The organism is Amphritea atlantica (assembly GCA_024397875.1).
Taxonomy (GTDB): Bacteria; Pseudomonadota; Gammaproteobacteria; order Pseudomonadales; family Balneatricaceae; genus Amphritea; species Amphritea atlantica_B.
This window is the reverse complement of the sequence record CP073344.1, coordinates 3,251,290-3,264,580: the sequence shown is the minus strand read 5'-3', so window position 1 is coordinate 3,264,580 and position 13,291 is coordinate 3,251,290. Positions and strand designations below refer to the sequence as shown.

At 51.8% G+C, this 13,291-nt stretch carries 12 protein-coding genes; 7 read left to right on the top strand and 5 right to left on the bottom strand.

Translation table 11 applies throughout. The annotated features are described in order from the left end of the window. Positions 1–66: 66 nt before the first annotated feature. The 3 genes from KDX31_15080 to KDX31_15070 form a co-directional block, all read right to left on the bottom strand. Entirely contained in the window at positions 67–816 is a 750-nt protein-coding gene (locus KDX31_15080) for a DUF3726 domain-containing protein (protein UTW02661.1), read from the bottom strand. Then, the gene (locus tag KDX31_15075) at positions 816–2,537 is read right to left on the bottom strand and encodes a hypothetical protein (protein UTW02660.1); all 1,722 of its coding nucleotides are present in this window, start codon (positions 2,535–2,537) and stop codon (positions 816–818) included. Before KDX31_15075 ends, KDX31_15080 begins: the two co-directional genes overlap by 1 nt. Positions 2,538–2,878: 341 nt before the next feature. Further along, positions 2,879–3,775 (bottom strand): LysR family transcriptional regulator, encoded by an 897-nt coding sequence (locus KDX31_15070; GenBank protein UTW02659.1) that lies wholly within the window; start codon positions 3,773–3,775, stop codon positions 2,879–2,881. A gap of 134 nt (positions 3,776–3,909) precedes the next feature. Here KDX31_15070 and KDX31_15065 point away from each other — a divergent pair, with 134 nt between their 5' ends. From KDX31_15065 to KDX31_15050, 4 genes are all read left to right on the top strand, one after another. Beyond that, positions 3,910–5,355, top strand: a complete 1,446-nt coding sequence (locus KDX31_15065; protein ID UTW02658.1) for an aldehyde dehydrogenase family protein — start codon at positions 3,910–3,912, stop codon at positions 5,353–5,355. A 12-nt stretch (positions 5,356–5,367) separates the two neighbouring features. Then, a complete protein-coding gene (locus KDX31_15060; GenBank protein ID UTW02657.1) occupies positions 5,368–6,387 on the top strand; it encodes a dipeptidase in 1,020 nt (339 codons plus the stop codon). 100 nt (positions 6,388–6,487) lie between these two features. Further along, entirely contained in the window at positions 6,488–8,068 is a 1,581-nt protein-coding gene (locus KDX31_15055; GenBank protein ID UTW02656.1) for a BCCT family transporter, read from the top strand. Between the two features lie 181 nt (positions 8,069–8,249). Then, positions 8,250–8,630: a RidA family protein gene (locus tag KDX31_15050; GenBank protein ID UTW02655.1), complete on the top strand. Its 381-nt coding sequence runs from the start codon at positions 8,250–8,252 to the stop codon at positions 8,628–8,630. A gap of 78 nt (positions 8,631–8,708) precedes the next feature. On the opposite strand, the gene KDX31_15045 is transcribed toward KDX31_15050, so the two are convergent. Next, on the bottom strand, positions 8,709–9,245 hold the full coding sequence (locus KDX31_15045; GenBank protein ID UTW02654.1) for a VF530 family DNA-binding protein: 537 nt from the start codon (positions 9,243–9,245) through the stop codon (positions 8,709–8,711). 243 nt (positions 9,246–9,488) lie between these two features. On the opposite strand from KDX31_15045, the gene folX reads away from it, so the two are divergent. After that, positions 9,489–9,857, top strand: a complete 369-nt coding sequence (gene folX / locus KDX31_15040; GenBank protein ID UTW02653.1) for a dihydroneopterin triphosphate 2'-epimerase — start codon at positions 9,489–9,491, stop codon at positions 9,855–9,857. A gap of 46 nt (positions 9,858–9,903) precedes the next feature. Here the strand turns inward: folX and KDX31_15035 are convergent, their stop codons facing one another. Then, entirely contained in the window at positions 9,904–10,905 is a 1,002-nt protein-coding gene (locus KDX31_15035) for an AraC family transcriptional regulator (GenBank protein UTW02652.1), read from the bottom strand. 324 nt (positions 10,906–11,229) lie between these two features. On the opposite strand from KDX31_15035, the gene KDX31_15030 reads away from it, so the two are divergent. After that, complete coding sequence (locus KDX31_15030) at positions 11,230–12,480, top strand: dienelactone hydrolase family protein (GenBank protein UTW02651.1); 1,251 nt, start codon at positions 11,230–11,232, stop codon at positions 12,478–12,480. Continuing rightward, positions 12,477–13,265 carry an SDR family oxidoreductase gene (locus tag KDX31_15025; protein ID UTW02650.1) on the top strand — a complete coding sequence of 263 codons (789 nt, stop codon included), beginning with the start codon at positions 12,477–12,479 and terminating at the stop codon, positions 13,263–13,265. Before KDX31_15030 ends, KDX31_15025 begins: the two co-directional genes overlap by 4 nt. The last annotated feature ends 26 nt before the right edge of the window (positions 13,266–13,291 follow it).

Genomic DNA, 13,291 nt, shown 5'->3' with positions numbered 1-13,291 from the left:
TTGCCGGGTTAGAGGCAGGTTAAGCCCTGCATGGCAGGGCAGACCATACACAGTCAGAGGGGGGCGCTAGCGCCCTCCTGCTCCTTGACGGGAACGCTCATTATTTTCTACCAGCACGCCTGCGCCGATTCTATTGATCTCTGCCCACAGGTTTTCAACAATATCGATACCGAAATCGACGCTGTATTCCTTGTTGAGCCTGATCTGTTCAGCGCTGATATAACAGGCGTTTCGGTTGCCTTTAGACTGCTGTAGTGATGAGGTCAGATCAACCCGGGAACTACAGATAATCGTCAATGCCTGTTTATCTTGATCATTAACGGACAGATTTGTTACCGCTTCACTGTAACTCGGATAACGTTCCCCCGCCTTAATGGCTGCGGTATGTTCGGTCACCGTCTGGTTGCCATTTTGCCAGTAGGCCGTGACACTGATCCCCCGGCGGCCGCAGTCCGTCAGCGCTTTAAGGATAAACATCCGGTTGTGGCAGTTATGCACGGTCACAGTGGCGATGCCGTTTTCCAGTGCTTTGGCATGGGCCAGATCGACGGAGGCTGCTATACAGTTCAGGGCGCTGCGGCCATTGCTATCGATGATCGCCGAAGTGCTGTCTTCGTAGATCACTGTACTCAGAGGCTTGCTGCTGTCTTCACCGATATAGGGCAGGGCGCGCTGCAACTCATCCAGTCCCTTCAGACCGTGTTTTTCCAGCCAGAGGATCATATTGGCAGCATCTTCGTAGTTGCCGACATAATAACCGGTGGCTTCAAAGCAACGACGCAGGGCGGCTTTGAGTTCTATCATTGAGACATGCATCAGAGATCTCCTTGCTGCGCTGGCGCCAGAGGCATAAACCAGTCGTCATTAAATGTGTTACCGATATCTTCCAGTAGCGGAGCGCCCTGGAACATAGTGTTGCGCACCCAGAGTTTTGAGCGGGGATCAAACTTTCCTACCCCAAAAAAGGCCAGCTTAGCTCTGAGCAGATGCATCGGCAGAATATCCCGATCCAGCAGGTTGGCCTGTATATCACCGTAGATGCAGCGGTTCATGCTCTGAATCCGACGGACAATACCGCGCAACTTCGGTTGTGCAACCATAAACCGGGCGGTAGAGTGCTGCGGATATTCGGCAATATAGTCACACAGCTGGTCGTAGCATTTGCGTACCGCGTAACCCACACCCAGTGCCATCTGTTTATCTTTGCCATCCTCTTCCCGGGCATTACCCAGACGGGGTTCCATCTTCTCTTCGGAGCGGTACCAGAAGGTATCTTTCGCCCCCTCGGTATCAAAATCGTAACTCAGTGCCCATTGATACCGGTCTTCGATGACCTGTTTCAGCTGTTGCAGCGGCATCACCGGATCCAGATCAAGAAACTCTTCGGCAGTATGGTAATCTTCCAGTTCATCTACCAGTTCGGGGTAGAGTTCCAGCAATATAGACACCAACATCTCCTGCCCCTGTAGTGAGCAGTGTTGCTCACTCCATTTGAGCAGGGTATCCCAGCTATCGATACCCTTTGCGGTGTAGACCCGGATGGCCTTGAGGTCTTCCAGAACCTGCCGGTTGTTATTCGTTTGCCATTCATCTTCGGTAACGGTTTGTTCGGTATGAATAGCACAGCGATCCAGTAGTTCCGGGAACTGCTGAGTAATACGTTTGTTGATGTTGCCGAGAACCCGCACCCGGGCCAGCGCCAGTTCACGCATCTCCACCCACTGATTTATCAGCAGAGGATGGTTGATCAGGTAGGGGGCCATGCCCAGACCGGTCGAGTTACCAATACCAAAAAAACGCTTAATTTCAGGTTTCATTGGATTGTAGCTTTCGGGTGCCCGGTGCTGTGCAATATGCTCCGCCTGCAGCAGACTGAAATTCCGCAACATCAGACAGACAAACATCTCTGCGGCAAAAGGACGGTTGAAATCGGGGTGGCGGGTAGATACTTTTTCCCAGTCGGCCATTCCCAGCTTACCGCTACCGTATACCGCAGTGGTTCGATACAGATACCCTACGCGGGCTATCTGAGCGACATCGGGTTGTTTACCACGGGCTAACTGATCGACAACATAGTCGAAATTCCGGGCACTGCGATTGGCACGGGATAGAACAAAAACCCGGGCATCGACACGACCGGCTTCCTGTTTGGGTACATTCTGGCGTAGCTTCTCCAGGTAGATATCATCAACCTGTCCATCCACAAGCGCCATGGTCAGATCCCACTTAGTGGCGATCACCCGGTCGTTGCGCTCATCCGGGGAAAGGTAATCGGAAAACAGAACAAAGCTATAGCACTTATTGGGTGTTGTGATTTCGTAGATGACAGTACCGTAGCCCTGCGGATCAAGTTCAAAGCGAACCGGTTCGATTTGCCAGCGCTCGCGCATAATCCGGCGTACCAGGGTGCGCATAAAACTGAGTCGGCTCTGATGAAGAGCTCCCAGGCGCTCCAGGTCCATAACCTGATTAACCGGGCGCAGTGGCAGTGCATTATCGCCTCTCAGGGCAGCCTGTATTGCAGCAGACGTGGTCATTATTGTTATCCTCATAAATTGCAGCACATCTTTTATTGTTTACAGCATAGATGTGTCCGAAACCTTCAGGAGCATTCGCTCCTGTCTGTGCACTGCGGGTTTCGTCTGTAATTATTATATGCAGGGCACGCGACAGGGAGGGGGGGAAGCAACGATTATTGTCTGTGTCACGCCCTGCCTGTATGCGATTTATCATGGGGTATAAAAGGGATTGCATACAAATCAGAAGGTTATATCGCTTAATAAGCAAAACTTATCAATCTGGCTCAAGCTATTATTTTTTCTATATATCCAGGCTGTGCTGCAGACAGCAAAGCCGGGAAATATTTTCCCGAATACGCTTACGCAGGAGTACTCCTGGCCAGAATAAAGTCCACCAATGCCTGTGCAGGCGGCGTCAGGGATTTATTGATCAGTGTAACGATACCTATTCGACGCACCACCACCGGGGTACTCAGTGGAATAAAACATAATGTTTCACTCTCTTTGGGGACGGCATATCGGGGCAGAGTGGTAATGCCAAAACCCGCCTCCAGCATGGCGATCAGGGAGATCATGTTGGATATGTAGAATTGCGAGTGCCCTATTAAGGGTCTCGCTTCGCTGTCTTCCAGCAGGCGGGAGGTGCCGTTGCCGATTAATCGGTGGTTACGTAACTCTTTCCAGTGTAGCTCTTTAGAATCAGCTAATGGATGATCCTTCGGACAAACCACCCCTATCTGATCTTCCCAGATCGGAATGAAGTTTTTATCGCTGTGTTCCTGCTCATGGAACAGGTGAGCAATGCCGAAATCCACCTGCTGATTCTCCACCATCCGGTAAACCGCGGCAGAATTATCGTCAAAGAAGCTGATATGCAGATCGGGTGTATCGTGAACGAACTCCAGTAATAGCTCAGGCAAAACCTGACTGGCAATCGAAGGCACCGAAGCCAGTCGCAGATGGCCTGTTTTGTGTTCCGCTAACAGAGTCATATCTTCCGATATCCGATCATGATGCTCGATCAGCTCTTTCGCTTTAGGCAGAAAATATTCGCCAAAGGGTGTCAGCTCCGTCTTGGCGGTTTTGGCATTACGTTTTTCAAACAGCGATTCGCTGAGTTTATTTTCAAGGTCACGAATAGACAGCGAAATGGCCGGTTGAGTGCGATGGGCTTTTTCGGCAGCCGCATGGAAGCCTTTCAGTTCAGCAACCCAGACAAAGTGACGTAGTTGAGCAATTTTAAATTCTGGCAGCATGGTTCACCCCTCTGATGAATCGGGAGTAGTTGATAAGCCCTGATAAGGAAGTCTTATCAACAGATATTATTTATTAATTATTTTTATTAAAGCACAGGGCCTATGATTGATCCATCTACATTCAGGAGGTCGATATGTCTGATTCAGTTTTTCGTAATTACATTGCAGGTGAGTGGGTTGAGGGTAATAAAGGTCAGGTGGCTAACATCAGCCCTGCCGATATCAGCGATGTGGTTGGTTACTATGCTCAGGCCGACATGGCGCAGACTGAAGCGGCGATTGCTGCGGCGGCTGTCGGTCAGACCGAGTGGGCTAAGAGTGGCCTGGAGCAGCGCTATTCGGTGCTGATGGCTATAGGCGATGAACTGATCGCCCGTAAAGATGAGCTCGGAGAGCTGCTGGCCCGGGAAGAGGGGAAGACACTGGCAGAAGGTGTTGGTGAAACCTATCGTTCAGGTCAGTTTTTCCATTATTACGCGGCAGAAGTGCTACGTCAGATGGGTGAAACTGCCGACTCTGTGCGCCCCGGTATTGAGATTGAAACCCGCCGTGAGCCGGTTGGGGTGGTCGGTATCATTACTCCCTGGAACTTCCCAACCGCAACCGGCGCCTGGAAGATCGCTCCGGCGCTGGCATTTGGTAACGCTGTTGTCTGGAAGCCTGCCAATCAGGTACCGGCATCGGCCTGGGCACTGACTGAGATTATCTCTCGTCAGGGGCTGCCCGCCGGCACCTTTAATCTGGTGATGGGACCGGGTTCAGAAGTGGGGGATGTGCTGATCAACTCCCGCAATATCAACGCACTGACCTTTACCGGTTCACTTGAAACGGGTCGTAAGGTTGCCGCGGCTACTGCGATAAATCTGGTCAAGTGTCAGCTTGAAATGGGCAGTAAGAATGCGCTGATTGTTCTCGATGATGCGGATCTGGATAACGCTGTAGAGTGTGCTGTTGGTGGTGCTTTTGGTGGCACTGGTCAGAAGTGTACCGCCTCTTCCCGCCTGATTGTGACCGAAGGGATCCATGATCGCTTCGTTGACGCAATGGTGGAACGGATGAAGAAACTGGTGGTCGGGCACCCGCTGAAAGCAGGGGTTCATATCGGTGCTGTGGCGGATGCCCGGCAGATGGAGCAAAACCTCCAGTATCTCGAAATTGCTAAAAAAGAGGGCGGCAAACTGATATTCGGTGGTGAAGTGCTGACTGAGGAGACTGATGGTTATTACATGCAACCGGCGCTGTTCACTGAAACCACTAATCAGATGACCATTAACCGGGAGGAGGCGTTCGCCCCGATCGCCAGCATTATAAAGGTTAAGGATTACGATGAAGCGCTGGCAACCCTGAATGACACCAATTTTGGTCTCACCGGCGGTATCTGTACCGAATCACTGAAATATGCCACTGACTTTAAGCGTAACGCCAAGACCGGTTGTGTGATGGTGAATCTGCCTACAGCGGGTACTGATTACCATGTGCCGTTTGGTGGCCGTAAAGATTCCAGCTTCGGACCCCGTGAACAGGGCAGCTATGCCAAAGAGTTTTACACCGTAGTAAAGACTACCTATATCCGTGGTTAACGGAGACGACTAATGCAATCAATACAAAAACAACAAGCTCAGGAATTTCATTCAGAGCTGATCGTTATCGATGGCCTGCAGTACTCCAGCTGGAACCGGAAAATCTTCGAACAGCTGCATGAAGGTGGCGTAACGATGGTGCATGCCACCATCGTTTACCACGAACAGATTAGGGAAACGCTGATGCGTATTTCTGAGTGGAATCGTCACTTTGAGATGCACAGCGATCTGATCATGCCGGTACGTAGCGCCGGAGATATCCGCCTGGCAAAGCAGTTGGGTAAGGTCGGAATCATGTTTGGCGCGCAAAACTGCTCTCCGATTGAGGATGATATCGGCATGGTGGAGGTGATGCGTGAGCTGAATCTGATGATCATGCAGCTGACCTACAACAACCAGAGCCTGCTGGCCTGTGGGTGCTATGAGGCAGAAGACAGTGGTGTGACCCGTTTTGGTCGTCAGGCGATCAAAGAGATGAACCGGGTGGGCATGATCGTGGATATGAGTCACAGCGGAGAACGCAGCACACTGGATGCGATTGAGATTTCTGAACGTCCGATTGTGATCTCCCATGCGAATCCGCTCAGTTTTCATGAAGCGAAGCGGAACAAGTCTGACCGGGTACTTCGGGCGCTGGGAGAGTCCGGAGGTCTGTTGGGTTTCAGTCTCTATCCATTCCATCTGAAGAACGGTCCGGACTGCACGCTTGAAGAGTTCTGCGACATGGTTGCCAGCACCGCCGATATGATGGGCATTGATCAGATTGGTATAGGCACCGACCTGTGTCAGGAACAACCCTTGTCTGTACTGGAATGGATGCGAAACGGACGCTGGTCGAAGTCGATGGATTACGGCGAAGGCTCAAAAAATAATGCTGACTGGCCGCGACCTCTATCCTGGTTTCGTGATAGCAGAGACTTCCCAAATCTGACGAATGGCCTGTTGGCGCGGGGATTCAGCAATGACGATGTTGCCAAAATCATGGGATTGAACTGGCTCAGCTTTCTTGATGCCGGGCTTAAACCACAGTAATGCCAACTTAAAACATCGATGGTCCCGGAATTGAGAGTTCTGCCGGGGCCATAGATTTACCTGATAACGAATAAATATAAAGATCCATCAGGAGGTTACAATGAGTAACACAACGCAAGCGGCTGTTGCCGGGCAACAGATACGCAATAACGAGGCCGAGACGGCCGGGAAAAAACTACTGGCAGGGGTTGATCTGCCAGTATTCCTGATCAGTGGTGGCGTGCTGGTGCTGTTTGCAGTATTAGCGCTCTACGATATCGAGATAATGTCTGGCTGGGTAAATGCTGCCTTCGCTACCTCAACAAAATATTTCGGTGCTTACTGGCAAATTTTGCTGTTACTAACCTTTGTCATCGGTTTGTTTCTGACTCTGGGGCGCACCGGTTCTGTGGTACTGGGCGGCGTGAAAGTACCGGAGATGCCGACCTTCCAGTGGGTCTCTGTGATCATGTGTACGTTACTGGCTGGTGGCGGTGTGTTCTGGGCCGCCGCTGAACCGATGGCGCACTTTACCTCTGCCCCGCCGCTATTCGCTGGCACTGAAGCGGGTACCGCTCAGGCTGCCTATAACGCCCTGGCACAGAGTTTTATGCACTGGGGTTTTCTGGCCTGGGCGATTCTGGGCAGTCTGACCGGCATCGTCTTTATGTACCTGCACTATGAGAAAGGCTTGCCGCTGAAGCCCCGTACGCTGTTGTACCCGGTATTTGGTGACAAGGTCATGACGGGGCCGCTAGGGGCGATTGTTGATTCCTGTTGTGTGCTGGCGGTGGTTGCCGGTACGGTAGGGCCGATCGGATTTCTCGGGCTGCAGGTGAGTTTTGGTCTGGAAAAGCTGTTTGGGATTCCCAATACCTATTCGACTCAATTGATGATCCTCGCAGGACTGATCGGTATCTATACCCTGTCTGCGGTTAGTGGTGTCACTAAAGGAATCCAGATACTCAGCCGGGCTAACGTTATTCTGGCGGTCATTTTGATGGCGTTTATTCTGGTTTTTGGCCCGACAGCATTCATCATTGATGGTTTCCTGCAGTCTTTTGGCGTCTATCTGGATCAGTTTATTCCGATGGCTACCTTCCGTGCCGACACCGGCTGGCTGGACTGGTGGACTGTGTTCTTCTGGGGCTGGTTTCTGGGCTATGGTCCTTTGATGGCGATGTTTGTTGCGCGAATATCTAAAGGCCGCACTATCCGCGAAATGATCCTGCTGATTTCCGTAGTGGCACCGGTAATCACCTGCTTCTGGTTTACGATTGTTGGTGGCAGTGGACTGGCTTACGAGCTGGCGAATCCCGGGGTGATCTCTGAACCGTTTACCGGATTTAATCTACCAGCGGCATTGCTGGCGATTACTGAACAGCTGCCGATGGGCTTTATGATCTCCGTACTGTTTCTGATTCTGACAACTATTTTTGTGGCGACTACCGGTGACTCTATGACCTATGCAGTTTCCATGGTGATGACCGGTACCGATCACCCTCAGGCTTCTGTCAGAGTTTTCTGGGGCATCATGATGGGTATCGTTGCGGCATTGCTAATCTCCATCGGTTCCGGCGGTATCTCTGCGCTGCAGTCATTTATCGTAGTGACGGCGGTTCCGGTATCTCTGGTTCTGCTGCCCTCGCTGTGGACTGCTCCCCAGATCGCTCGCAAGATGGCTGACGAGCAGGGGCTTTAATCAACGAAGTATGATCGTTTCACTGGTCCGAACACTGTGTTTGTCCGAGTTCCGAGAAAGCGGACAGGCACAGTGCCTGAATTTGATTCTTGCTCTTATCGGACAAGTTGCCACGGGCAACGCTCGGACAAGCAAAGCGTTCGGACTTCAGATCTCTATCTTTAATATAAGTGACTTGCTAATGAAACATGCTGTAAAAACTGATCTCTTTGCATCCAAAGCACCTCTTGAGTGGGCAGTGATCGCCAATGGCCAGCTGTCGACCGCACAGATTCCTATTAACGCTGAAGGTCAGGTAGTGGAAGGCGGTATTGAAGCCCAGGCGCGTCAGACGATGGAAAACTTTAAACACACTATTGATGCAGCTGAACTGACGATGGCTGATGTGACTCAGGTGCTGATCTATGTCACCGACCGCGAGTATTTGCCTGTGTTCAATCAGGTCTATGCTGAATACTTTGAAGCACCCTATCCGAATCGCGCAGCGATGGTGGTGGCGGGATTAGCCCGGAAAGAGATGCTATGTGAAGTTGTTGCTTACGCAGCGGTTCCTGTCGCATGAAGCCAAGAAAGACCAGTTGAGCCCTGCTTAGCTGAAAAAAAACCGCCTCCGCAGGCGGTTTTTTTTTAACTGTTTACTCTACTTTCTCCACTTAGCCCATGGATCGTCATCGTTATCGGATGAGCCGCTTTGAGAATCAGGTGCTTTTTTTGCCGGTTTCCAGCGATCTTGCTTATCCCGGGCGTTTTCCTGTTTGCTGGAATAGCCGCCCGGCTTACTGCTGCGATAGCTTTTTGTTTTACCATGTTCAGCTGCTTTTAGTGCCTGTTTTTCTCGCATGCGCTCAGCATCTTCCAGGCTCAGTTCTGCCGGTTCGCGGGGTGTCTGGCCTTCGGGAATAACCCGGTCTCTGGGTGACAGGGCAAACTGCTCGGATGAAACCCGTGGCAGATTTTTAAACTTATACAGATAGAACAGTTCGACCTTCTCCCGTGCCCAGTCGGTCTTCTTGAGAAACTTTACACTGGACTCAATACTGGGATTGGTTTTGAAGCAGTTAATGTTCAGATAGGCGTAGAGAATCTCAAAACCGTAGTGATCAACTATCTGGGTTAACAGCTCTTTCAAACCCAGCCCGTGCAGCGGGTTATTCTTATAGTTGATCTCATCACTCATGGTTGTAATCCTGCGTCAGCCTGTAAATATGCCATCATACCTGTCATGAGCGATACAGAATATAGCACTGCGATCTTTAGAGCCGATTAGACGAGGTTCTGCTCTGCTACCGTGAACCAACCCGGGCTGAGGTGCGTACGAGTATGTCATTCAGGAATGCCGGTGTGTCGTCATATCTGGCGACTTAAACTGGTTCTGATAGACTACTGAACCCCACTGATAAAAATCGACAAGGACCCAGAAATGCCATCAGTCAGCAATGCCATTATCCGAATTAAAAATCTGCGGTTGCGTACCTATATCGGATTTAACCCGGAAGAGCGCGAAAAGCTACAGGATGTGGTGATCAATATTGAGATCCACTATCCGGCGGTGAAAGCGGCAATGAGTGATGATGTGGAGAAGGCGCTGAACTATAAAGTGGTGTGTAAGGAGATTATTCAGCACGTTGAAGAGGGACACTTTCTGCTGCTGGAAAAGCTGGTCGCCGATGTGTTGGAAATCGCGACTGACCATCCCTGGGTGACCTTCGCCAGTGTCACTATTGATAAGCCTCATGCGTTGCGCTTTGCGGATTCAGTGTCACTGACCCTGGAGAAGTATTGCAGCTGATCATTGTCCTGTTTAGTGCCAGCCGGGCAGTATTTCTGTTAATGATTTATCTGCGCTTGGTTTCACTGGGGCGTTCGCCAAACATACGTGAATAATCCTGACTGAAGCGGCCCATATGGGTGAACCCCCAGCGGATGGCGATTTCGGTGACCGATGAATCGGGATCCTGCCTCTGTAGTTCTTCCCGGGCTCTCTGTAAGCGGATTGTACGCAGATACTCCATCGGGCTGGTCTGACGAAAATCTTTAAAACCCGCATACAGTGTCCGGACGCTGACGCCCGCCATTTCGGCCAGCGCTCCCGGCGTCAGCGCCTCGTCAGCGTGACTCTCAATATACTCTTCGACTTTTTTCACATGTCGCGGTGCCAGAGCCCGGTCAGGCTTGTTCATGGCGTCGGTGTAGTTATGGGGTTGGATTGAGATGAGGGTGTTGATGATCAGTTGTTCAAGTTGGTGGGTGATGGTCGGTTGTGTGGTGATTGAGGGCTGATCCTGTAGCAGGTGCGCCAGGTACATCATCATGTTGCGCCAGACCGGGTTTCGGTGCCAGTTCATATCGGGCTTGAATCGCAGGGGCGTGCGAACGGATCGTCCCAGTATCTGGCTGCAGGCTAATTCCACCGAGTGCCGGTCAATTCTGAACATCAGCTGGTCGCAATCCTCGCTCCAGATCATTCTCAGCGGGTCGGAAGGGTTGATAATGGAGGCGGTATCCGTATCCGATGAGATAAGGTGATTGCCGCTATAGATGTCGGCCTGACCACAGACCGGCATCTGAATCAGATAAAACTGTTCGAGGTTGCCGGGGTCGATGACGACTTCGGCGCCATACTTTAGCCGGTTAAACCGGACATTCCCCAACGCCACAGAGTGCAAACGGGCATCGAGGTTGGATCCCCTGCCTTTAATATCCAGCAGATGGGGTTTATACATCGCTGAGACCTCTTCCCTGACCTGCTCCAGCGTACCCGAACTGAAGACTAAGCGCCCGGGATCACCTTTAAGTGCGTCTCTCAGCCAGGGAGACAACGTTAAGTCAGAAGACATAGATTACTACCTTATTTTTATTAATCTAAATCAATGCATCGCCTCTTATATATTGCATATTGTTGCAATTATGTATACCGCCGTTTGCCCGTTCAGTTGTGCATTTTTTACTCAGTGTTAAATAAGCTGCGCTATCTGGATAGTGGGCGCGCTGACCGGATGGCCAGTGTTTGCAGGGCGTGAACCTGTTTCAGAAATCATTGAGCCAGATCATCTTTTAGCACCTTGTGGATAGTCCCCGCATTTTTCGGAGCGTAATTGCCTGCCTGATATTCGAGGATGAATAACGATTCGAGAAAAACAAAAACATTCAGGAGGCGTGCTATGGGCACAATGATTGATATCCAGGCAAAAGATGGCAGCGGCGGGTTTAAAGGTTATCTGGCGGTGCCTGCTTCGGGTGAGGGACCGGGTATTGTCCTGCTGCAGGAGATATTTGGTATCAACGATACCATGCGAAAGGTGGCTGATTACTATGCAGAGGAGGGGTATGTGGTACTGGCGCCCGATCTGTTCTGGCGTCAGGAGCCCGGTGTGGAGCTGGAATACAGCCCGGCAGAGTGGGAGAAGGCGTTCGGTTTTTATCAGGGCTTCGATCAGGACCTGGGCGTTGAGGATATCGACGCGGCGATCAGTGTTCTGAAAGGACGACCTGAGTGCAACGGCAAGGTCGGCGCACTGGGGTTCTGTCTGGGCGCCCGCTTGTCCTACCTGACAGCCTGCCGCTGTGATGTTGATGCTGCCGTCGGTTATTACGGCATGGGCATTGAAAATCATCTGGATGAGGCGGTCAATATTAATGGCCGGCTGGTGCTGCACTTTGCCGGTAATGATGAATATTGCCCCGAAGCCGCGCGCAACGATATCTGTGCGGCGCTGGGTGATCAGGAGCATGTGGAGCTGTATACCTACCCGGGCGTTGACCATGCGTTTGCCCGTGAGGGATCGGAACATTATCACAAGCCTTCTGCACTGATGGCTCATCAGCGTTCGGTGACGGCGTTCCGTAATGCAATCGGCCCGCACTACGATCTTTCCTACCTTTGGGATAAACATTGTGAGTATGAATTTGATACCCGCAATGTGGATGACACTATGGCAACCATGGTGGCTGAACCCTACGTCAACCATATCCCTAATATGACGGGTGGGGTGGGCTATAAAAATCTCTATCGCTTCTACAAAAATCACTTTGTTGATGTGAACCCTGCCGATACGGCGCTTATCCCTATCTCCCGCACCATCGGCGCAACTCAGATTGTTGATGAACTGCTCTTCACCTTTACTCATGACCGGGTCATCGACTGGATGCTGCCAGGCATTGAACCGACCGGAAAATACGTTGAAGTACCGCTGGTGGCGGTGGTCAAGTTCCGTGGCGATAAGCTGTATCACGAGCATATCTACTGGGACCAGGCCTCTGTACTGGTTCAGATTGGCAAGCTTGATCCTCAAGGCCTGCCGGTTGCCGGACGGGAATCGGCGGCCAAGCTGCTGGATGAAACACTGCCTTCCAATACGCTGATGCCGAACTGGCCCGACAGTGAAGGGCTGGATCAGGGAGGTGCAAAATGAGCCTGTTTAACGACCGCAGTGTCATTGTCACCGGTGGCGCAACCCTGATCGGTGCGGCCGTTGCCGAGGTGTTTATCGAGGCGGGTGCGAGTGTCACGGTGATCGATATCGATGCTGAAGCGGGTGTTGTTCTGGCCGATCGTCTTGGCGCCAGAGCACAGTTTCTTGCAGCGGATATCACCGACGATGCTCAGTTAACCGCCGCGATCAACCGTGCTGAAAGCCGCTTTGGAGGCGTTGATTATCTGATCAATCTGGCCTGCAGCTATCTGGATGAAGGACAGGCCTCTTCCCGGGCAGACTGGCTAACCGCTCTGGATATCAATGTGGTGAGTGCCGTGATGGCGGCCAATATCGCCCGTCCGCTGATGGTTAAACGGGGTGGCGGCGCGATCGTCAACTTCAGCAGCATCTCATCGCAGGTTGCTCAGACTGGTCGCTGGCTCTATCCCGTCAGCAAGGCGGCGATCCGTCATCTGACCCGCAGCATGGCGATGGACTTTGCCGAAGATGGCATCCGTGTGAACTCGGTTTCTCCGGGCTGGACCTGGTCCCGGGTGATCAATGAAGTCAGTGGTGGCAACCGGGCTAAGGCGGATCAGGTTGCCGCTGATTTTCATATGCTGGGGCGTCTGGGGGACCCCCGCGAAGTGGCCGAAGTGGTGCTGTTTCTCTGTTCTCCGCAGGCCAGCTTTGTAACCGCCGCTGATTATGCGGTTGATGGTGGCTATGCCGCGATTGGTCCGGAACAGCGCACCCCGGCAATCCCCAAACTCGCTGAGTAAGCCAGCCATAAAAATAACATCTGGAG